The sequence below is a fragment of the uncultured Gilvimarinus sp. genome (assembly GCF_963975215.1).
Lineage (GTDB): Bacteria > Pseudomonadota > Gammaproteobacteria > Pseudomonadales > Cellvibrionaceae > Gilvimarinus.
Genome location: NZ_CAXBFW010000008.1, coordinates 35354 through 57226 on the forward strand (window position 1 = coordinate 35354; position 21873 = coordinate 57226).

General features: G+C 51.3%; 22 protein-coding genes. 17 read left to right on the forward strand and 5 right to left on the reverse strand.

All coding sequences use genetic code 11. The features are described from left to right. Positions 1-164: 164 nt before the first annotated feature. The 4 genes from xerC to lysA all read right to left on the reverse strand — a co-directional run bounded on the left by xerC (position 165) and on the right by lysA (position 4006). Complete coding sequence (xerC, locus tag AAC019_RS07540) at positions 165-1100, reverse strand: tyrosine recombinase XerC (protein WP_339898040.1); 936 nt, start codon at positions 1098-1100, stop codon at positions 165-167. A 58-nt stretch (positions 1101-1158) separates the two neighbouring features. Beyond that, on the reverse strand, positions 1159-1824 hold the full coding sequence (locus AAC019_RS07545; protein WP_339898148.1) for a DUF484 family protein: 666 nt from the start codon (positions 1822-1824) through the stop codon (positions 1159-1161). A gap of 31 nt (positions 1825-1855) precedes the next feature. Beyond that, positions 1856-2686: a diaminopimelate epimerase gene (dapF, locus tag AAC019_RS07550; RefSeq protein ID WP_339898042.1), complete on the reverse strand. Its 831-nt coding sequence runs from the start codon at positions 2684-2686 to the stop codon at positions 1856-1858. A gap of 72 nt (positions 2687-2758) precedes the next feature. Continuing rightward, the gene (gene lysA / locus AAC019_RS07555) at positions 2759-4006 is read right to left on the reverse strand and encodes a diaminopimelate decarboxylase (protein ID WP_339898044.1); all 1248 of its coding nucleotides are present in this window, start codon (positions 4004-4006) and stop codon (positions 2759-2761) included. Positions 4007-4411: 405 nt separating this feature from the next. Between lysA and AAC019_RS07560 the strand changes: the two genes are divergently transcribed. The 9 genes from AAC019_RS07560 (at position 4412) to AAC019_RS07600 (ending at position 12851) form a co-directional block, all read left to right on the forward strand. Continuing rightward, entirely contained in the window at positions 4412-5113 is a 702-nt protein-coding gene (locus tag AAC019_RS07560) for an ABC transporter ATP-binding protein (RefSeq protein ID WP_339898046.1), read from the forward strand. Then, positions 5094-6050 (forward strand): HlyD family efflux transporter periplasmic adaptor subunit, encoded by a 957-nt coding sequence (locus tag AAC019_RS07565; protein WP_339898048.1) that lies wholly within the window; start codon positions 5094-5096, stop codon positions 6048-6050. The genes AAC019_RS07560 and AAC019_RS07565 overlap by 20 nt, the downstream gene beginning before the upstream one ends. Next, the gene (locus AAC019_RS07570) at positions 6047-7222 is read left to right on the forward strand and encodes an efflux RND transporter periplasmic adaptor subunit (protein ID WP_339898050.1); all 1176 of its coding nucleotides are present in this window, start codon (positions 6047-6049) and stop codon (positions 7220-7222) included. Before AAC019_RS07565 ends, AAC019_RS07570 begins: the two co-directional genes overlap by 4 nt. After that, the gene (locus AAC019_RS07575; RefSeq protein ID WP_339898052.1) at positions 7219-8442 is read left to right on the forward strand and encodes an efflux RND transporter periplasmic adaptor subunit; all 1224 of its coding nucleotides are present in this window, start codon (positions 7219-7221) and stop codon (positions 8440-8442) included. Before AAC019_RS07570 ends, AAC019_RS07575 begins: the two co-directional genes overlap by 4 nt. After that, positions 8439-9677 carry an ABC transporter permease gene (locus tag AAC019_RS07580; RefSeq protein WP_339898054.1) on the forward strand — a complete coding sequence of 413 codons (1239 nt, stop codon included), beginning with the start codon at positions 8439-8441 and terminating at the stop codon, positions 9675-9677. Before AAC019_RS07575 ends, AAC019_RS07580 begins: the two co-directional genes overlap by 4 nt. Before the next feature lie 228 nt (positions 9678-9905). Beyond that, a complete protein-coding gene (locus AAC019_RS07585; RefSeq protein ID WP_339898055.1) occupies positions 9906-10661 on the forward strand; it encodes a phosphatase PAP2 family protein in 756 nt (251 codons plus the stop codon). Next, positions 10658-11449: a DUF1206 domain-containing protein gene (locus AAC019_RS07590; protein ID WP_339898056.1), complete on the forward strand. Its 792-nt coding sequence runs from the start codon at positions 10658-10660 to the stop codon at positions 11447-11449. Before AAC019_RS07585 ends, AAC019_RS07590 begins: the two co-directional genes overlap by 4 nt. Then, complete coding sequence (locus tag AAC019_RS07595; RefSeq protein ID WP_339898057.1) at positions 11442-12389, forward strand: lipid kinase; 948 nt, start codon at positions 11442-11444, stop codon at positions 12387-12389. Before AAC019_RS07590 ends, AAC019_RS07595 begins: the two co-directional genes overlap by 8 nt. A gap of 18 nt (positions 12390-12407) precedes the next feature. After that, positions 12408-12851: a hypothetical protein gene (locus AAC019_RS07600; protein WP_339898058.1), complete on the forward strand. Its 444-nt coding sequence runs from the start codon at positions 12408-12410 to the stop codon at positions 12849-12851. An 83-nt stretch (positions 12852-12934) separates the two neighbouring features. Here the strand turns inward: AAC019_RS07600 and AAC019_RS07605 are convergent, their stop codons facing one another. Next, positions 12935-13918 (reverse strand): integron integrase, encoded by a 984-nt coding sequence (locus tag AAC019_RS07605; protein WP_339898059.1) that lies wholly within the window; start codon positions 13916-13918, stop codon positions 12935-12937. A 338-nt stretch (positions 13919-14256) separates the two neighbouring features. Here AAC019_RS07605 and AAC019_RS07610 point away from each other — a divergent pair, with 338 nt between their 5' ends. From AAC019_RS07610 to AAC019_RS07645, 8 genes are all read left to right on the forward strand, one after another. Beyond that, entirely contained in the window at positions 14257-14841 is a 585-nt protein-coding gene (locus tag AAC019_RS07610; RefSeq protein WP_339898060.1) for a hypothetical protein, read from the forward strand. A 13-nt stretch (positions 14842-14854) separates the two neighbouring features. Further along, the gene (locus tag AAC019_RS07615; RefSeq protein WP_339898062.1) at positions 14855-15241 is read left to right on the forward strand and encodes a hypothetical protein; all 387 of its coding nucleotides are present in this window, start codon (positions 14855-14857) and stop codon (positions 15239-15241) included. Between the two features lie 170 nt (positions 15242-15411). Continuing rightward, the gene (locus AAC019_RS07620) at positions 15412-16509 is read left to right on the forward strand and encodes a hypothetical protein (protein WP_339898064.1); all 1098 of its coding nucleotides are present in this window, start codon (positions 15412-15414) and stop codon (positions 16507-16509) included. Between the two features lie 87 nt (positions 16510-16596). Next, positions 16597-17070: a hypothetical protein gene (locus tag AAC019_RS07625; protein ID WP_339898066.1), complete on the forward strand. Its 474-nt coding sequence runs from the start codon at positions 16597-16599 to the stop codon at positions 17068-17070. A gap of 175 nt (positions 17071-17245) precedes the next feature. Beyond that, the gene (locus AAC019_RS07630; RefSeq protein WP_339898067.1) at positions 17246-18802 is read left to right on the forward strand and encodes an IS1182 family transposase; all 1557 of its coding nucleotides are present in this window, start codon (positions 17246-17248) and stop codon (positions 18800-18802) included. A gap of 165 nt (positions 18803-18967) precedes the next feature. Beyond that, positions 18968-19843, forward strand: coding sequence for an exonuclease domain-containing protein (locus AAC019_RS07635; RefSeq protein ID WP_339898068.1), 876 nt, complete (start codon positions 18968-18970; stop codon positions 19841-19843). 94 nt (positions 19844-19937) lie between these two features. Beyond that, on the forward strand, positions 19938-20789 hold the full coding sequence (locus tag AAC019_RS07640) for a hypothetical protein (RefSeq protein ID WP_339898069.1): 852 nt from the start codon (positions 19938-19940) through the stop codon (positions 20787-20789). A gap of 312 nt (positions 20790-21101) precedes the next feature. Continuing rightward, the gene (locus AAC019_RS07645) at positions 21102-21749 is read left to right on the forward strand and encodes a DUF2959 domain-containing protein (protein WP_339898070.1); all 648 of its coding nucleotides are present in this window, start codon (positions 21102-21104) and stop codon (positions 21747-21749) included. Positions 21750-21873: the final 124 nt, after the last annotated feature.

The window sequence follows — 21873 nt, forward strand, 5'->3', positions numbered from 1 at the left end:
TTCAGGCGGCGACAACGTGTGTATACGTATGCATAGTGTTGAACTGCAAGGCTAAGCTGACTACTCTAAAAATCTGCATTCATTCCGGTGGATGACATACATGGGCTCTTCTCTGTATTGTGTTAGCGCGGCTATTGGCCGCGCTTTTTTTTGCCCGTTCGTTTTTAATCGCTATCGTCATCTTTGTTGCGGCGACGCTGCGCGCGCGGGTGAGCGCTGTCGTACACTTTGGCCAAGTGCTGAAAATCCAGGTGGGTGTAGACTTGAGTGGTAGAGATATTGGCGTGACCTAATAGCTCTTGCACCAGCCGTAAGTCTGAGCTGGATTCGAGCATGTGGCTGGCAAACGAGTGGCGCAGCATATGCGGATGCACCGGTTGCCCCATACCCTGGCGCAAACTGATTTGCTCGAGCCGTGCCTGCACACTGCGGTGGCTGATACGGTTGCCCCGCTGGCTCACAAACAAGGCCGGCTCGGTGGCGTTAGCGTGCAGCTCCCTGACGCTTAAATAGCGCTTAACCGCAGCAACGGCAAAGCGCCCCACCGGCAACTCGCGCTGCTTGTTGCCTTTACCCGTTACCCGGATACTGGCGCCGGCCAAATCAATATCCTTAACGTTGCTGCTTACCAGCTCTGCCAACCGCAACCCCGATGAGTACATCAACTCGACCATGGCGCCATCGCGCAGGCTGATAAAGTCGTCGCCGTCCAACTGAACGAATTGCCCGGCCTGATCTACATCGAGGGTTTTAGGTAACTTTTTAGGCGACTTGGGTGCCTGCAAGCCTTCGGCGGGGTTGGCCTCAAGCCAGCCGCGCTTGATGGCAAAGCGAAAAAAACTGCGCAGCGCCGAGAGCCAGCGCGCCAATGTTTTGCCACCGCTGCCGCTGCGGTGTTGTTGCGCTAACAGCAGGCGAATTTCCTGGTGGTTGATGGCATCCAGAGACTGCAGGTTGCGTGTGTGGGCGTAATCTTGCAGCTTGCGTAAATCGCGGCGGTAGGCATCAAGGGTGCGTTCCGAGAGCTGCTTCTCGATTTTTAGAAATTGGCTAAAGGCTTCGACTTCGCGCGCCAGTGGCAGTGCTTCGGGTGTGAGCATAAGCCTCTCTTAAAGCCGGTTAACAGGCTGTGGGTTGCACGCGCCGCCCGGCGCCGCTTTACGCCTGAGGTAAGTAGCGCGGCAACAAGCGGTTTAGCACCTCGGCAATATAAGCCAAAAACAGCGTGCCCATACTGGAGCGGTAATATTTAGGGTCGCGGTTGCCAATAACCAAAAGGCCAAACGTTTGGCCGTTGGTCAGCGGTACCGTGGCCGCCGAGCCCACTTGCATGGCGGCATCGCCAAACAAGTACGCTTTTTCTTTGTCACCCAGCTTACCGCAAAAGGAGCGATTACTTTTAAGCAGTGCACCGATGTTATCGCGCGCCTCTTGCAGGCTGACCACGCGCGCCTGCGAGCCGCCAATGGCGTCGGCACTGCCAAACAACAAGGTGCGGGTGTAGTGAATACCAAACTCTTTGTCAAAACTGTAGTGCAGCGCGTCGATAATATCGCCTAAATCTTGCCCCTCGAGCAGCTCCAAAATTAACCGTTTGGTTTTATCAAACAGGCGGTCGTTGTCGCGGGCGTTATCCAATAAATGGCTCAGGCGGTGACGCATATCCATGTTGCGATCGCGTAAAACGGCCACTTGCCGCTCCACCAGGGAGATGGCCGTGCCGCTATCGTGGGGCAGCTCGATCTCGGCCAAAAGCGCCGGGTGCTCGGAGAAAAACTGTGGGTGCGCCATTAAGTAACGCACCACATCCGAGGCGCTGGGCATAGGGGGCGTGTTGTTGCTGTTATCCGTCATCTTAAATTTTGACCTGTCCGTGAAATACGCTGGTCGCCGGGCCGGTCATAATTACTGGCTGACCTTCTCCGGCCCATTGAATCTGTAGGTGGCCACCGGGCAGCTCGACATCGACACACTCATCCAGAATGCCGCGCAGCCTGCCGGCCACCACCGCCGCGCACGCGCCGGTGCCACAGGCAAGGGTCTCGCCGGCGCCGCGCTCGTACACCCGCAGCTTAATAGCGCCGGCGTTTAACACCTGCATAAAGCCGGCGTTAACGCGGCGCGGAAAGCGCGGGTGCGATTCGATTAGCGGCCCCAAGCTTGCCACCGGGGCGCTGTTAACGTCGTCCACCACATACACCGCGTGAGGGTTGCCCATGGATACGGCCGATACGCTGATGTCGTGGTCGCCCACGCTTAGCGGATACACCACGGCGCGGTTATCGGCGTTAAAGGGGATCTCGGCCGGCGTTAATACCGGCACACCCATATCGACGCTGACATTGTCGTGCTCGTCGACGGTGAGCACCATCACCCCAGAGGCGGTTTGCACCCGAATCACGTTTTTACCGGTGAGGCGGCGATCGCGCACAAAGCGCGCAAAACAGCGCGCGCCATTGCCGCAGTTTTCCACTTCAGAGCCGTCGGCATTAAAAATGCGATAGCAGAAGTCGACATCCGGCGAGTTGGGTACCTCAACCAGCAACACCTGATCGCAGCCGATACCAAAATTGCGGTCGGCCAGCGCCCGCACCTTGTCGGCGCTCAGGCGAATTTTCTGGCTGATGCCGTCGATGACAACAAAGTCGTTGCCAAGGCCGTGCATTTTTGTAAACCGCAATCGCATAGGGATTCCTGATGCTTAATTAAAAGACAGGGCATTTTATCGTAATTGGCCCGTCTTTGCTCACTGGCTGCGCTATTGCTCGACGATGTGCTCGCCGCGAATCATATCGACAAAGCTTTCGCGCTCGCGAATCACGTGGATTTGGTCGCCGTCGACCAAAATCTCTACCGCCCGGGCGCGAGTGTTGTAGTTTGAGGCCATGGTAAAACCGTAGGCACCGGCCGACATCACCGCCAGATAATCACCGGGGGCGAGGGCTAAATCGCGGTCTTTGCCTAAAAAATCGCCGGTTTCGCACACCGGGCCTACCAAGTCCCAGCGTTTTACCTCGCCGCTCGACGGCGCCAGCGGTCGAATGTCTTGCCAGGCTTGGTACAGCGCCGGGCGGATATTGTCGTTCATGGCGGCATCGATAATGGCAAAGTTGTGCGCTTCGGTGGGCTTTAGGTAAAGCACCTTAGTCAGCAGCACACCGGCATTGGCGGCAATCGAGCGGCCCGGCTCAAACATCAGCGCCAGCTCGCGGTCGCCGATTTTGGCTTTAATGGCCTCCATATAGATGGCCACCTCGGGTGGCTGTTCGTCGCGGTAAGTCACACCCAGGCCGCCGCCCAAATCTAAGTGGCTAACGTGGATGCCGTCGGCGCTAAGGCTATCGACCAGCACCAGCAGCCGGTCCAGCGCATCCAAAAATGGGTCTAACTCGGTCAGCTGCGAGCCAATGTGGCAATCGATGCCCTGAATATCAATATTGGGCAGCTCGGCGGCGCGGCGGTAAACCGCCGGGGCACGGTTAATATCAATGCCAAACTTGTTCTCTTTAAGCCCGGTGGAGATATACGGATGGGTCTTGGCGTCGACATCGGGGTTTACCCGCAGCGAGACCCGCGCGGTTTGGTTCTTCTCTGTGGCGACCTGGCTTAACAGCTCCAGCTCCGCCTCGGACTCGACGTTAAAGCAGTGAATACCCACCGCCAGCGCTTTGGCCATCTCGGCGGCGGTTTTGCCCACGCCCGAGAACACAATACGCTTGGGGTCGCCACCGGCGGTTAGTACCCGCTCCAGCTCGCCGCCCGAGACGATGTCAAAACCCGCCCCTAAACGGGCCAACAGGTTAAGTAGCGCAATGTTAGAGTTGGCCTTAACGGCGTAGCAAATCATGCCGGGGTGCTGGCCCAGCGCCTGGGCATACGCCAGGTAATGCTGGGTAAAAGCGGCGCGGCTATAGACGTACGCGGGGGTGCCGTACTGTTCGGCGATGTCGCTTAAGCGCACATCCTCGGCATACAGCTGGCCGCTGCGCTCGGTAAAAAAGGACATAGAATTCTCTCTTGGGCTATTCAGCTGGCTCTTCCTGCGGGGCGGGATCTTCAGCGGGCAAGTACAGTGGGCCCTGCTGACCACAGCCGGTGCTGAGGCAGATCAAGGCGGTAGCACATAAAAGCCCTAGATACGTCATAGGTCGAAACGTCTTAGCTAGATACATCATAGACAGGTCACTGGTTTCTGGGCGAACAAAGCGGCTAGTATAACCGCCGGCTCTGATGGGAACAATTAGGCGATACGCGCTGGTCGCGCATAGGCCGCGCTTCTTTGCACTTCCTTTCTTGCGACGCATTAGACTACATTGTAAAAAAGGACTCGGTGGCCGATACCTTACTGCCTTACCAGGGGCAATACTCCAATAATCGGGTAACTTGCGGCGCACCTTATAGGACGGATGTTTTGACTCAGACCATTATCGAGCTCGAAGAGCTACGCAAAGAGTACCGCAGCGGAGAAATCTCCGTGGCGGCTCTGCAGGGCGTGAGCTTTGCCATCGCCGAGAACGAATTTATCGCCATTATGGGCCCCTCGGGCTCGGGTAAATCCACCTTAATGAACATTTTAGGCTGCCTTGATCAGCCGACCTCCGGGCGCTACCGCCTGGGCGGGCGCGAGGTTAGCAGTATGAGCGATGACGAACTGGCCGCCGTACGCAACCGCGATATCGGCTTTGTGTTTCAGTCGTTTCACTTATTGCCGCGGCTCAATATCGTGCGCAATGTGATGCTGCCGCTTAAGTACTCCGACATCGAGCCGGCCGAGGCGCGCCAGCGCGCCCGGGACATGCTGGCGCGGGTTAATCTCGAAAACCGGCTGGAGCACGTCCCCAACGAATTGTCCGGTGGCCAGCGCCAGCGCGTGGCGATTGCCCGCGCCCTGGTCAATCGCCCCAAGATTATTTTTGCCGATGAACCGACCGGCAACCTCGACAGTAAAACCTCGGTGGAGATCATGGAGCTTTTTACCGAGCTACACCGCGCCGGGCAAACCATTATTTTGGTGACGCACGAGCCCGAGATTGCCGAGTACGCGCAAAAAGTGATTCATATGCGCGACGGTCAAATAGAAAAGGTAGACGTTAATGCGCCCCGCACTGTGTAGTTTATTGTTGGCACTCATTGGCCTGCAGGCGTGGGCCGAGCCGCTGCTGTTAAGCGGCGAAGTGGCCGCGCGCGATTCGCAAATGCTTGTCGCCCCGGAAACCGATGAGTGGATTGTGCAAATTGCCTGGATGGTAGAGGAGGGCACCCGGGTGGAGCCTGGTGATGCCGTGGTGCAATACGATTCGGCCAGTGTGGCGGCCAACCTTGAGCAATTAGAGGCTGGGCTGCGCACAGCCAAAGCCGAGGGGCGGCGCAATGACTTAATACAAGATTTGGCACTGCGCGAGGCGCAGAACTTATACGATGTGGCCGTGCTAACGCTAAAAAAAGCGGAGCTTGATGCCGGCATCCCCAGTGAGCTGCTCAGCGAGTTACAGTACGAGCAATATCGCCTGGCGCTGACTCAGGCCATTAACGACGAGGTGGAAACCCGCAAAGCGCTCGAGGTAAAAAAATCCGACGTTATCGCCGAAAAACAGCGCAGCCAGGTAGAAATCTCTGGCGCGCAAAACGAGTTGCGCCGCGTGCAGTTAATGCTTGACGGCATGACTCAATACAGCGCCCGCGCCGGTACCGCGATGTATGTCGACCATCCCTGGACGCGCAATAAAATTCGCCAGGGTGACTCGGTAGAGCGCGGCTTTAGTGTGCTGGAGGTTCCCTCAACCGACGATCTACATGTGCGCGCCTGGTTGAATGAAGTGGACATTGCCCAAGTGCATGAAGCGCAACAGGTGAGTATTGGTTTTGATGCTCGCCCCGAGCTTAAAGTGCCGGGCGTAATCGAGCGTATTGGCAAGCAAGCCGAGGCCAAAAATCACTGGGGCGACTCGGGCTATATCGATGTGGACATCCGTTTTGATAATAAAGCGTCACTGGGCCTGTTGCCCGGCATGAGTGTGTTGGTAGAAGTAAGCGCTGAGGATTCGCCATGAAGCAGCTGTCGCGTTTGCTTAGTGCCGTTATGGTAGCCGGCTTATTAAGTGCCTGTGGCACTAGCGATGTGCCGACACTGACGGTAAAAAAAGCCGATATCCCTCTGGCCATTCAAACCACCGGCGAGCTGGCCTCCGCCCGCACCATCGAGATAGGGCCGCCCAAAGTAAAATACACCTGGCAATACAAATTATCGTATTTGATTCCCGAGGGCACCTGGGTAAAAGCGGGCGAGCGCATCATGGCGTTTGATGCCCAGCAGCAACACTCGCGCCTGCGCGATTTGCAAAATGCGCTGGCCACCGAGCAACAGCGGTTAGCGAGTCAGGCGCTGGACAGCAAACAAGAGCGCGAGCAGCTAGAGCTGGATCTGGCCGAGGCAAAAATGGAGCTGGAGAAAGCCACGCTTAAATCGAGCAACGTGGATGATTTGATGGCGCGGCTGGAGGTCGAGAAATTGCGTATCGACCGACAAATTGCCGAGCTGAACTACGCCATGGTCGATTACCGCCGCGCCAATCGCATTAGCCAGATGGCGGTTGACCGGGAAATTACCGAAACCGAAGTGTCGCGGCTTAGCTCTGAGGTAAACGAGCAACAGCAGGCGATAGAAGAAATGAGTATCGAGGCTCCGCGGTCGGGCATTGTGGTTTACAAACCCAACAACGACGGCGACAAACCCGCCGAGGGCGATCAGTTTTCGGTGATTCAAAAAGTCATTGAGTTACCCGATCTGGACACCTTGATTATCGAAACCACGGTGGACGAGCAGATTGCGCACAAGGTGGCAACCGGCGACCGGGTAGAGATCAAGCTGGATGCAGTGCCCGAGCGCACATTTACCGGCAAAGTTGAATCGTTGGGCCGCATTGTGCGGTTAAAGTCTCGCCGTGAGCCCAGTAAAGTGTTTGATGCCGTTGTCAGTATTGATGACCCGGACACCGATGCTATGCGCCCCGGTATGGCGGCGCGCTTGTCCATTGTCCAGCGCGTGGAATCCGATGCGGTAGCGGTGCCGCAACACGCGTTAATGTACCGCGACGATAAAGCCTACGTACGCTTACAAGGCCTTGCCGGTGAGCGCGAGCAAGAGGTTACCGTGGCGGCGCGACAAGGGGGCGAGGCCATTATTACCGAGGGGCTGGACGATGGCGATGAGGTGATTTTGTGAGTGGATATAAACACATTAAAAGCTCGCTTCAGCTGAGTGTTATAAGCGCATTAGTGGCGGGGCTAATGGCCTGCTCCAAAGCGCCGGAGTCGACCACCCTAACCATGACCGTTAACCCCAGGCCTTTTGAATTTAGCGTGCCGGCCAAGGGCGAGCTGATCTCGGCCGAAGAGGTGACCATTAATGCCCCGTCGGGTAACCGGGGGCGTTTGACTCTGGCCTGGATGAAAGAAGAAAACAGCCGCGTTAACGCCGGTGATGTGGTGGCCCGTTTTGATGGCACCGAGCACGAGCTGGAAAAACAGCGCGCCGAGCTGGAGCTGGAAAAAAACTCTCTATCGCGCGATGTTACCTCCCGCGGTTTAGATCAAAGTCAGTTTGCGATTGTGCAGCAGGCCGGCGAAGTCGCGCAAGAAAAAGCCATGGTCGAGCGCTTTAGTGTCGATGATCTAGCCGTGTACTCAAAAAACGAAATTATCGATCAGCTGCTTAGTAAAGATTATTTGGCGGCGCAGCAAATATACCTGGACTGGCGTCAGAGCTCGCAGCAAACGCAAGGTGAGGCACAGTTAGAGTTGCTGAGCCTTGAGGGCAAAAACTACCAGGATAAAATCAAATTGCGTCAGGGCGCATTAGCGCATTTAGAGGTGTTGGCGCCCGTCGATGGTATTTTGATTCACGCCAAAAACTGGCGCGGAGAAAAAGTCCGCGCCGGGCAAACATTGTGGCCTGGCTCTAAGCTTGGCTCGATCCCAAGCCTAGAGAAATTACAGGCGCGCCTTTACGTGCTAGAGACCGAGGCGGCCGGCATTGAGCTTGGTCAGCGTGCGGACATTGTGTTGGATGCCTATGCCGATCGGCCACTGAGCGGCAAAGTTGTGGCGCTGGCCAATATTGCCGCGCCGCGCGATACCCGCAGCCCCACTAAATATTTTGAGGTGACGGTAGCGCTGGATCAATCCGACCCGAGCTTTATGCGCCCGGGGCAAAAGCTTGAGGGCAACGTTCGGGTGGCCTTTAAAGATAACGCGTTAAGTATCCCCAATCAGGCAGTGTTTAAAGATGAGCACGCGTCGTGGGTGTATGTAATGCGTGGCGGTGGGTTTGCGCGGCAAGTGATTACTACCGGCTTGCGCAGCCTGACCCAGACGGAGGTTGTCGACGGTATTGCCGCGGGCGACCGGGTGGCGCTGTTAAAACCGGCGGGAGAAACCCTGTGAAAAAATTAAAAGAAAGTTTTCTCGAAGCGCTGGAGCAATTGTGGTTTCACCGTTTGCGTACCTTTTTAACGTTGCTGGGCATGATTTTTGGTGTGGGGGCGGTAATCGCCATGGTCAGTGTGGGCGAGGGCGCCGAGAAAGAGGCGCTTGCGCTGATCGAATCCATGGGGCTGCGCAATGTGCTGGTGGAAGAAAAAGCAATTTATGGCGAGCGACTGCGCGACGTACGCAAACACTCAGTAGGGTTGTCGCTACAGGATGTGCGCGCCAGTATGGAGACTTTACCCTTTGCCTTAAACTACAGCGCCGAGAAAAAAATTGAGGTGTACGCGCTGTTTAGTCGCAACGCCGACAGTGACAGCGAAGTGCTGGGGGTGACCCCAAGTTTAAGTGAGCTGGGCAGTTTAGCGGTAGAGCGCGGCCGCTGGCTAACCGATGACGACAACCGCTATTACCGCCAGGTGGTGGTGATCGGTACGGCGGTAGCCAATCAGCTGTTTCCCCGCGGTAATGCCGTCGGCCAAACCATAAAGGTTAATCACTTGTGGTTGGAAGTGGTGGGCGTGTTAAAAAGCAAAAACCTGAGTAAAGACAATTTTCAGGGCGTGCAATTATCCGGTGAAAATAACCGCATTTATATGCCGCTAGAGACGGCGTTAAAGCGCTTTGATTTTCGCGATATGGCCTCAGAGATTGACGCCTTTCGGGTTGAGTTGAGCCCCGGTGTTAGCCCCCAGGCGGCCGCTAAAAATTTAGCGCACCTGCTGGATCGGCGGCACGGCCAGGAGCAAGACTACAATATTGTGGTGCCGGCGGAGTTGCTTAACCAGCACGAACAAACCCAGCGTATCTTTAATATTATTATGTCCTGTGTCGCTGGCATTTCGCTGCTGGTGGGCGGCATTGGCATTATGAATATTATGCTCGCAACCGTGCTAGAGCGCACTAACGAGATCGGCTTGCTGCGCGCCGTTGGCGCGACCGAAAAAAACGTCCGCGACCAATTTATTATCGAGAGTGTCACAATTGCCGGTATTGGTGGGCTACTGGGTATTGTTTTAGGCTTTAGCCTGGCGGCGGTAATCTCCACGTTTGCCGGCTGGCCCGTGGCATGGTCGCTTAATGCGGTGGTGGTGGCCGTGCTGTTTTGTACCGCGACGGGTTTGATTTTTGGCATCTACCCCGCCATTAAAGCATCCCAGCTGGATCCCATCACCGCGCTGCAACACGATTAACCTCTGGCGCTGGCCTCGCGGTCGGCGCCTGCTTTTTGTGTTTCGGGTTTGTTGCTCTCGGCAACGTTTTGCAAACTCTACTCCCGGCCGCCTTAATTTACACAACGCTTACCTGCTTACACCGCGCCAGCCCGCACCGCACGGGCCCGCGCTGATGGCGCTGATTTTGCTATAGCCTATAGTTCTAAGATTCAGTAAACGCTTACAACGGATAATAGGTTAGTGGGGATGATGGGATTCAATCGATTTTTTACCTGGCTTGGCAGCCGCGAGCTCACGGTTATGTGTGTGGTGTTTGCCCTGCTGGCGTCTATTTGGGTGTTTGCCGAAATTGCCGATGAGGTGACCGACGGTGAAACCCACGAGTTTGACCGCAGTGTGTTGCTGATGATGCGCACGGCCGACGATGTGTCTGACCCTATTGGCCCCGGCTGGGCCGAAGAAATGGGCCGGGATATCACCGCCTTAGGGGGTAATGTTGTACTGACGTTGTTGACCTTCGTGGTGATGGGCTATCTGGTGTTGTGTCAGCGCCGTCGTCTGGCCCTGGTGGTACTGGTGGCCTCGTTAGGCTCGCTAGGCGCCAATACGCTGCTTAAAGATTCTTATGAGCGCGACCGACCGGACTTAGTCCCACACGGCGCCGAGGTTTATACCGCAAGCTTCCCCAGCGGCCACTCGATGGTGGCGGCCGCGACTTATTTAACACTGGGCGCTTTGCTGGCGCGGGCCGAAAAACGTCGCCGGTTAAAAGCCTACTATTTGCTGGTGGCTTTAACCATTACGCTGCTGGTTGGTATAAGCCGTGTTTATTTGGGCGTGCATTGGCCCACCGATGTATTAGCCGGCTGGACGGCGGGCGCCGGCTGGGCGCTGCTGTGCTGGCTGTTGGCGGGCTGGCTGCAAAGGCGCGGGCAGGTAGAGCCTGAATCTGATAACCCCACGGCCTTAGATGGTCCCACCTCGAATAAGGTTACGCAATGAACACCCTGACGGATAGTGCGAGTCGTATTTCGGCAATCGGTGTGCTGGCGCGTATGGGCTACGCCGCCCGGGCGCTGGTGTATTTGGTGGTGGGGTCGCTGGCGATACTCACCGCCGTCGGCCTGGGAGGTGAAACCACCGACAGCCGCGGCGCAGTGCGCGAAATCGCCGAACAGCCCTTTGGCAAGGTGCTGCTGATTTTACTGGTGCTGGGTTTGCTGGGCTACGTTATTTGGCGTGCTACCCAGGCCCTGACAGACAGTGATGATCACGGCACCTCAGCGAAAGGCTTGGGCGTACGCGCCGGCCTGTTAATCAGTGCCGGCACGCACGCGGCACTCGCGCTATTTACCGTTAAGCTCATCTGGTCCGGTAGCGACGATAGCAGCGGCCAGCCGACCTGGTTGTCCAGCGATGCGGGGCTTTGGTTTTTGGCCGCCGTCGGGGTAGGCATGGCAATAGCCGGTATCGCGCACATGGTTAAAGGCTGGAAGGTCGGTTATCAAAAGTTTATGCGCTTGCCGCCTTCGCAGGTCGTGTGGATGCAGCCACTGTGCCGGTTTGGCTTGGTGGCTCGCGGCGCGGTATTGATTTTGATTGGCGCTATTCTGGCCCGCTCTGCGATTGTCGCCCATAGCTCGGACGTTAAAGGTATCGCCGATGCGTTGCACGCACTGCGCGATACGGCCTATGGCGCCTGGCTGCTAGGGGTAGTGGCGGCGGGGTTAGTCGCCTTTGGTTGTTACAGTTTATTAGAGGCGATCTACCGTCGTATTGACGATGAATAAGCAAACTATGGAACATAAGCCAATACACAACGCCTTACGGAACGCTTTACTGATTGTTAACCCAAAAGCGCGTCAGGGCGCCGAGGCGCAGCTGGACGAAGGCATTGCCCAGCTTGAGCAGGCGGGTATTAAGGTCGAGCGGTTCGCCTCCGACGGGCCGGAACAAAGCCGTCAGGCCGTATTGGAGCGCAAAAACACGCTGGACTTGGTGATTGTTGGCGGCGGTGACGGCACTATTAGCTCCATGGCAGGCACCTTACACGAGTGTCAGGTGCCCCTGGCGGTGCTGCCGTTGGGTACGGCAAATGATTTGGCGCGCTCGCTGGGTTTGACGGGCGAGCTGCCAGAGGCTTTTGCGGTGATCGCCGAAGGGCATCGCCGGCGCATTGATTTGGGTGTGGTTAACGAGCACTATTTTTTTAATGTGGCGCACCTGGGCCTTGGGGTTAAAGTCACCGAAGAGCTCACCCAAGACGTAAAAAAACATTGGGGCGTGCTGAGCTATTTAAAAGCGTTTGTTGCGGCGCTCGCGCGGGTTAAACAATTTAAGGCCAGCTTGTCGGTCGATGGCGTGCACTACCATCAGCGGTCCATTCAAATGGCGATTGGCAACGGTCGCTACTATGGTGGCGGCAACGTTGTGGATGAAAACACCCGCATCGACGATGGTAAGTTGTCGCTCTACAGTTTGCGCCCGCAAACCGTCTGGGAGTTACTAACCCTCGCCCCGCTGTTACGCGATGGTCGGCAGCGTTACAATAACCGCGTGTTTAACGTTCAGGCCCGGCAAATAGACATTAATACCGGTCGCAAACGTATGGCGATTCACGCCGATGGCGAGCCGGTTGCACACACCCCGGCAAAATTTTATGTGCTGCCCCGGGCGCTCGAGGTGCTGGCGCCTAAGCCCCATGAGCCAGAGCCGCACAGTGATGAATGATTTAACAGGATGCCTACCATGAGTGTATTGCGCACTGAACTGCAAGTTGCCCTTAACGATTTACACGTCGCCGTAATGGAAAGCGCGGATCACTACCGCTACGCGGCCGAATTTGTCGCAGACGAGCTAACCGGCAAGCTGTTTGAAACCCTGGCCGAGGCGCGCGACCTACTCGCGGACGAGGCCGAAGAGGCCATTCGCGATAGCGGCGATCTGCCCTCCGTACCCGATGCCGACCGCGAAACCGGCGAGCAATTATTGCAACGGTTAGAGGCAGTATTCTCGGCCGATGAAGCGGCGGATGTTATAGCGCAGCGACTTGAAGGGGAAAATGAGTTCGAGCAATTAATAAAAGCGCCCGAGATGGAGGTGATAGACAAAGATTACCCCACGTTGCGACGCGCTTGTTTACAAAGTATTGATGTGGCGCGGGAGAAGCTTAAAACCGCGCCCGCCGCTTAAGCGCGCCTACTACCTTGCGCGCATCGGCACAGTGAGCCCACATGGCATGGCTTAGCGTGGCCGTTGGGCTGCCAAGATGTTTCTCACTCGTCGACCGGGCTCGAAATCCCTCGCTGCTCAATGCCCACTACATGAGTATAAATTTGAGTCGTTTCTAGGCTCGTGTGCCCCAGCAGCTCCTGAATGTTGCGCAAGTCCGCACCCGAGCGCAGCAGCTGCGTGGCAAAACTGTGGCGGAAGGTATGACATCCCGCCTTCTTATGAATCTTGCTGGTCAAAACAGCTTTTTTAACCATACGTTGAATTTGCTGCTCGCCTAAATGGTGCCTTCTTTCTTTTCCAGAGCGCGGGTCAATAGAGCGGTGCCCCGCAGGAAACACATACTGCCACGCCGGCTCAGTCGCGGCACTCGGGTATTTTCTAGCTAATGCATCGGGTAAATAAACCTCCCCAAACCCCTCGGTTAAATCTTCCGAGTGGATTTTTAATGCCGAGTCGATTTGTTTATTTAAAGGTCCAATCAAAGACCTCGGCAATAGCGTGCGGCGCCACTTTCGGCCTTTTGTCTCACGGGCAATAATGCAGTTATTAGCAAAATCAATATCCTGAATCCTCAGTCGCATTGTCTCCATTACCCGCAGGCCCGAGCCATACATAAGCGAGGCACACAGCCAAGCCGCCCCAGATAGCTGGCTGAGTACCATTAACGCCTCATCGTGACTCAAAACAGTCGGTAGTGTTTTGGGGCGGCGGCTGGTAGAGAAACTGAGTTGCCCCAGTGGTTTGTTCAAGAACTGGTTGTACAAGAATGCTAAAGCATTAAGCGCCGTTTTTTGCGTGTTAATAGAGCACAATCGTTTATTGGCAAGGTGGCTTAAATACCGGTCTATATCGTTTGGTAATAGATCCTCTGGTCTCGCCATATTCTGAAAGCGTATAAAGTCGACTACCCATGTACAGTAAGTTTGCTCCGTTTTATAGCTCAACCCCTTGGCCCTGATAAATACCCGTAATCGATCCATAAAACGCACTGGATTGGCTGGAACTTCTCTAGGAATATCTCGCATATAACCTCCGTGTTGCTGTTATTATATACAGTAGTCGGTATGTACGGTCTATTCAAATAGTAGCTATAGCTACATAGGGAGCCTATCAAGCTCGGTTATTGGTAGGTATCGGAAATAACCTTTATTTATCAACAGGTTGCAGTGTACCGTTTTGCCAAAAATAAGCCCCCTTTTAGTACGGTCTATTTTTGGCTGAAATATAATCAACCTTTTCTGTAGGTTTGACTTGGCGGGGGCTTCGGGGTAGTTTCAGTTGAAATTCAATAAAGGATAGGCTCCTTGGTGCCGGAATTTCCGGAGGGAGCCTATTAAAATGTTAGCCTCATTGGAGAGAAAACATGGGAATACAGGTAAACGGAAGTCTTGTTCATTGGAATTATTTCATAGCATTGGAACAAGATTTAGCAAAAGTATCGAGATTTATCGAGTTTTCTGAAGCTAACTTCAATGCCTATTCCATAGAGTTGGCGCATTTACTTTTGGCTGCTTCATCTGAAGTCGACGTGGTGTTGAAGGCGCTTTGTAACTTGAAGAATCCTGCAATAGACCACCAGAACATAAATCAGTACCGAGAGACTATCAAAGCAGGTCTTCCCGATCTGATAGTAGAGAGGTGTTTTATAAACCGCTACGGCCTTGACCTTGAGCCTTGGTCAAACTGGCAGGGAGAACAAAATCCAATTTGGTGGCGCAGCTATAACAGAGTAAAGCATCAGCGAGACGAGCATTTTAGCGAAGCAAACTTAAAAAATACCATTAATGCAGTTTCTGGTCTTAGCTTGGTGGTTTTATATTATTATCGTGAATTATTTAGTCAAAATTGTCCCGTCAGTTTTAAGGATGTCACTAGAAAGTTAAAGCCAGAGCCTACCTTAATAGAGTTCAATAGTGGCTATGTATATCACAATCTCATTGTGAGCTAACAAGTTGCTCCATTTGACGCAGCGGTCTACGTTCCTTTTTGTGCATTCGCTTGCGCTCAGTGTTGCACAAAAATCCACTACAACCGCTGCGCAAATGAGCAAGGCGTTAAGGTTCAGTATGGCTCGGTACTTCGTACACAACGGATATTGCGGTTGGTCTTATGGTTCGCCGAGCAATCCTAAGCTGGTGAGCGTCGAGGATGCGGCTGAAATTATGCGGAGAGCTAATCTAAGTTCTGATGAGGTGTCATTGGTTCTGCCTCCCGCGCAATATGCTAATGAAGATGAACTTATGTTTCATCTCACCGGAAATAATCGTTTTATTTTCTTTGGTGAAATCGAAGTATGTGCAGATGTAGATCATGAGAAAGTTACTACTCCTTTGGACATACAGTGGTAAAAACCTTAACAATCGCAGGCAGTTTGCTACGGCCCTTCGGGCCTTCGCGGGACGCCCAATGCTATGCATATTTTGTGCGGGTCGCTGCGCTCCCAGTTTCGCACAAAATATGCATAGCATTGGTCGCCCCTGCTGCGGGCGTTAAGCATCCAATTTGAATCTGAGAATTTATGAATAGTTCTAAGCATCCATTAAAGCCTGATGAAACAATTCATAAGATACTTATTTCAACTACTAGCAGGATGGTTGGCGAGTTTGTAAGTGATGATATTTTGATTTCTCATGCTTGGCAGAATTTCACAAATTCATCTGGTGCAATCAGGATGGAGGAAAATCCGGTATCTAGATCAGGTTTTATTATTGCCTTTCAAACTGAGCCGCATAGAAGAGAAGTTGGCGTTGTGATTCCTGATTACTCTCCTGTTGGAGAGATTGTGTGTTCATACTTATCAGTATTATTTGGAAAACGGTTTGACTGTCATGGGTTGGTAGAAGGCAGTGGTTCTTTCAATACCCCTGATCTTTCTGCATATAGCAGCATTTGTAATCCAAGGCTGCCGTTCAACACGCATAAACAACGAAGCTGCTTCAAAATCCCGTTAAATCTTTCTAATTTTTCTCCTTTGTCGAGAATTTTTACAAGCTCAGATATTGATCCTTCATTCCAAGCAAAATTAAATGCTGCGTGTAAATTCTATATGCAAGCACTTCAGACTGTAGAGTATGAGCCTGAAGTGGCATATCTACACTTAATTACATCAGGGGAAATACTTGCAGCATTTTTTAAATATGAAAAGGAAGAGATGTTAGATCAACAGATATTGGGTGCTCTAAACACTATTGAGAATGATCTTGAGAACGGAAGGAAGATATCTAGACTGCTCTCGAGTCGGCTATTAGGAATAAAGAGCGGGTTTGTGAAGGCTCTCTGTTCGTTAGTTGATCAGCGGTTTTTTGAGTCTAGGGAATCCGATGTGGAGTTTGGGTTTTTTAAGGCTGATCTAATTGAGCGAAGTATCGGAGCAGCATACGATTTACGTAGCAAGTACGTTCATACTGGAGTCCCTTTTGGAGGCTGGATTCAGCCTAACAGGCATCACGCTGATCTCCAGTTTGGCCGCCCCGTAGTTGGTGATAGGGAATTTTCAAAAGTACTGGAGAAGGCCCCAACGTTTTTAGGCTTAGAACGTTTCATTCGATATTGTCTGTTAAATTTCATTGCATCAAATGGTTTTCCAGAAATCATGGAATATCGAGAAAATGCTTAACAAGCGCAATCACTCGGACAATTTTTCGCTGCGCTGAAAATTGTCCGGTGTTGCGAGCGTTAGTGTTCACACGGTAGCAAGTATCATATGGATGACGAGATATTTATCGCAAAGTATATCGCCGGTAAAGTGGATACCGACGATTTAGTAGAATTTGCTAATAAAAAACTAGCTAGCGGTGTTTATTCTGACCACCTACTTAATATTTTGGACGAAACTCCAAAAGTATGGGTTCCTATATCAAACTATTTCGAAAAAGCTGTAATAGATTTGGGATACGAAATCCCGTCATTTGATGACGCCATCTGGGTCTTGGTTAAGTATCATATAACCCTGATTAGCAAGGGTAATGTTTGCCCTGCCAAACAGTTTCAAGAAATGCTAAAAGATATAGAAAGGTTTAGCTTGCACGATGGCATCAAAGAATATGTTGGTGATAATATCGGTATATCTCGTATGTATGCCTGGTATCATGAAGACCATTGCAGCCCTGAACAAATTGACTCTGAAATATTTGAAGAAAGCTTAAAATGGGTACTAGAGTATAGTGAAAAACACTAACAAACAGCTCCAGTTGACGTTTTGGTCTTCGCTTCGTTTTGGCATGGCTTCGCCATTTTACGCCAAAACTTCACTACAACCAAAACTCAACTGAGCTGGGCGTTGAGACTGTAGAAAAACTCCAAAAAATAGGTGTTTTTTGCTAAAATTGGCCATCGCATTAGGGATCATTGCCATGCCAAACTTCAAAAAGTATAACTACAGCCAAGATGCCATGGTTGTGATTAATTTCGAAGAGCAAATTCAGCCAAATACTTTTGAATTTACGTTACACCACCTGATCGATCAACATATCGACCTCTCCGCTTTTCACGAACATTATAATAACGATGCCGGTGGTCGCTCGGCGTATGACCCCGCCATTCTTCTAAAGATTATTTTGTTCGCCTATGCCAAAGGCATTACGTCGAGCCGAGAGATTCAGTGGCAGTGCGAGCATAATATTACTTTCAAAGCCCTGTCCTGCGACTCAGTCCCTCATTTTACCGGCATTGCCAGCTTTGTAAGCCGCTACCCGGAGGCGATAGAGTCTGTCTTTGAGCAGATTCTTTTGGTGTGTGACGAGCAGGGACTTCTGGGCAATGAGTTGTTCGCCATTGATGGCTGTAAAATGTCATCCAATGCCGCGAAGGAGCACTCCGGCACCTTGCCTGAGCTGGAGGTCAAGCGTGACAAAATACAACGGAAAATTCGAGCGTGTCTCAAAGAACATAAAAAGCTGGATGGCCGAAAGCCCGCCGAGCGAGAAAGAAAAAAGCAGCTGGAAAGCGCATCAGCGACGCTCGGGCAGGAGTTTGAAAGGATCAACCAGTTTCTAAAGACGGCAACCCCACGGATGGGGCAAGGTAAAAAACCGAAAGAAGTCAAAAGTAATATTACCGATAATGAATCGGCCAAAATGACCACCAGTAAGGGCACTATTCAAGGCTATAATGGTGTGGCGGCGGTGGATAAGAAACACCAAATCATTATTGAAGCGCAAGCGTTTGGCGAAGGCCAGGAGCACCACACACTAGAGCCCATGCTCACCGGCATTAAACAACGCTACGCCCGTACCGGCATCAGCCCGGACATTCTCAAAGATCAAGCGATCATTACCGCCGACACCGGCTTCTCGAACGATGCGAACAATGAATACCTTCGCCGTGAAGGTGTTAATGCGTATATTCCCGACAATCAGTTCCGCTCACGAGACAAGATCTTCGCCCAACAGAAAGACAAATACGGCAAGCGCCACCGAGACACCCTAAAAGGCACTAAGTCTGTTATTCCTTCTAGCGAATTCGACTTCGACAGAAAGCGAAAGACCTGCCGTTGCCCGCAGGGTAATGACATGTGGCTGAGCCACGAAACGGTGGAATCGACCGGTAAGCGAAAGGTGTTTTTCCAAGGTAAGCTGACCGATTGTCGAGATTGCCCGATTAAAGCATCTTGCATGCGTAACCCAGACTCAGCGAATACCCGAGAAGGCGCTGGCCGTCAGGTATCTTTTACATGGACCAACGGACGAACCGCTACGGATTGGATGAAGCGACGAGTGGACAGCCGAGAAGGAAAGGCGATTTACGGCCACCGCATGTCCACAGTGGAGCCTGTGTTCGGCAACATAGGGACCAATAAACGACTGAATCGTTTCTCACTTCGTGGGAAAACGAAAGTACAGGGGCAATGGCGGCTGTTTTGCTTGGTACATAATATTGAAAAGCTAATGAATTACGGTGCGATTGCTTAACCACAGCCTTATCCACAACCACCTAGGCTGCACCGCGCAGAATAGGTGATTATGTTAATCGGATGTGGTTGAATGGTGATCAAACAAAAATCAAAGAAGACGGCTGTAGAGATGCTTGTGAAAAACGTATTTCTACGGTCTCGTTATGCAATTTAAGGATTAGTCATGGAGTTTGTAGCAATTGACGTGGAAACTGCAAATGCAGATATGGCTTCAATCTGCCAAATTGGATTGGCGAAATACAAAGATGGAATGCTGGTAGAGGAATGGTCTTCGTTAGTCGACCCTGAGGACTATTTTGATTTTATAAATGTCAACATTCACGGAATCTCTGAAGATGACGTCGTTGGCGCGCCTAAATTTCCTGATGTATTTCAGAAGTTATCCGATTTTTTAACTGGTGTAATTTGTGTAAGCCATACACACTTCGATCGAGTTTCAGTTGGTCGAGCGATAAATAAATATTCGTTGAGTTCAATTAATACCGTATGGCTTGATTCTGCAAGGGTGGCTCGTCGTGTATGGGAAGAGTGCGCATGGAGTGGGTATGGATTATCTAATGTTTGTAAAATTATTGGCTATGAATTTAAGCACCATGATGCACTAGAAGATGCAAAGGCTTCGGGCCAAGTATTAATTTCTGCTATTGATAAGACAGGTTTAGATCTTGATGCTTGGTTTAAACGTGTTTCCCAACCAATAGACCCTGCTAGTTCATCAAGCGGAGCAGCAATCAAGAGAGATGGCAACCCTGAAGGAGAGCTTTACGGAGAAGTAATGGTATTTACCGGCGCATTGGAAATTCCACGCAAAGAGGCAGCTGATCTTGCGGCGTCCATTGGCTGCACAGTCGCACCAGGTGTTACCAAAAAAACTACTTTGCTGGTCGTTGGTGATCAGGATGTTACCAAGCTCTCAGGGAAGTCGAAGAGTTCAAAGCACTTGAAAGCTGAAGAGCTTGTAGAAAAAGGTCACACTATACGGATAATTAGAGAAAGCGATTTTAAAGAGTTGGTTGCTCAAGCTCATGAAACCGAATAAAAAATCCATTAAATTCACTCCCTACGGTCACCGGACGATCGCAAGCTCGGGCCGTTTATGGAAGCGTTAAGTTTCCAAGTGAGATATCTCCAGCATGGATCAATTGTTCAGTAATAGGGAAATCGCCGTATCAGTTTGGATACTGATATTCTTTTCTTTGGCATTTACTAAGAAAGAGGTTAGATCGTCTGCCAAAGCAGTTGTACTTGGATTCTGCAACTCCAAGATACTTTCACTTTTCATCCTTATGGGGGCTTATACCTATTTTATTGTTGATTTCTTAAGTGGTGTTGGAATTTGGAGTTTAGACCAACTCAAAAATACCATTTTATGGTTTGTTTTTGTTGCATCAACAGAACTCTTTAAAGCAAATAAAATTCACAGTGAAGACGGCTATTTCAGAGGCTCCATTAAAGGGCACTTCAAGTTGCTCACTGTCTTCGAGTTTATTGTTGCTTTTCACTGCTTTAGTTTGATCGCTGAAATTATAATAGTACCAGTGACTTCAGTATTAGTAATGCTTCTAGCATATTCAGAAATAAAAGAAGAGTATAAGCCTGTAGAGAGAGTCATGAACTTCATCCTTTCAGCTTTTGGAGTGTTTTTACTAATATATGGGGCGTACTTTATAAGCACAAATTTTGGGGATTTTGCAAAACACAAAACCATGATGGACTTCGTTATTCCAATCATTTTATCCACCCTATTGCTTCCATTTATATATGTCGTCTCCATATTCCAGCTTTATGAGCAGATTCTGGTAAGAGTGAACATCTACACTGACGACAGGTTTTATAGATTATACGCAAAAGTCAAAGCACTAATTCACTTCAATCGTGACCACAAAAATCTCAATAGCTGGCTGGCTTATGCCTGTGCAAGTGACTTTGAGAGTAGAAAATCCATTAATGAATCTATATTTAGCTATCACAAGAGAGAGCTGTGAAGGGGGAGAGGCTCAAGCCTTTGAATTTTGACCCCGTTGATAACATAAGTCGGTCGAAACATAGAGACCCAGGGGCGATCCATACTCATTACCCATCGCTTAACGCAAGTAATCCCGCACTTCCAGCCTCGTGCTAGTATCGCCATCTGGATGGTACAAATCCTGCTTGATTAATGTTCTTATTTACGAGTTGCCTTAAATTGCCCGCTTAGCAGCGCTCAAAGAGCAATATTCACAATCTTAGTGCTCTTTTGACAATTCGTTAGGCCAAATCAGTGGGCCTTTAACCAATCACGCTATAGGTAAATGTGCATGTTAATAAATCGTTGGATTCTCAGTTCTTTTCTGGTCGTCACTCTGGCGGGTTGTCAGTCAATGTATTACGGGGCGATGGAGAAAGCCGGTGTTCACAAGCGCGATATCATGATTGATCGCGTGGAGTCGGCGCAAGAGGCGCAAACCGATGCCAAAGAGCAGTTTGAGTCCGCCCTGGAGCAATACCAATCGATTATCAAGATTGAAGATCAGGATCTTGTGGAGCGTTACGAGAAGCTCAATGACGAATACGAAGACAGTAAAGCGGCCGCTGAGGCGGTGTCCGAGCGAATTAATTCGGTCGACGATGTGTCCGACGCATTATTTGATGAGTGGGAAGATGAAATTGAACTCTACAGCAGTGCTAACCTTAAGCGGCAGAGTGAAGCCAAGCTAAGTCAGACCAAAAAACAGTATAAACAACTCATTAAGGCCATGCGTAGCGCAGAGGCGCGCATGGATCCGGTATTACAGGTCTTTCAGGATCAAGTGTTGTTTTTGAAGCATAACCTGAATGCGCGTGCTATTGACTCGCTACAGGGTGAGCTGGGAAATGTAAACACTGAGGTTGCTGAGCTTATTAAAGAAATGGAAAAATCCATTGCTGAATCGAAGGCGTTTATTGGCAGCCTTAAGAACGAGTAAAGCACTTTTGTCAGGGCCATATCTTGAGAAAAATGGGACACGAGAAAAAATGGGACATCCACTCATTGGAATAGCTTAGGTTACCCGCGGCTATTCCAAATCAGTGGGCACTATAGGAGTTTTT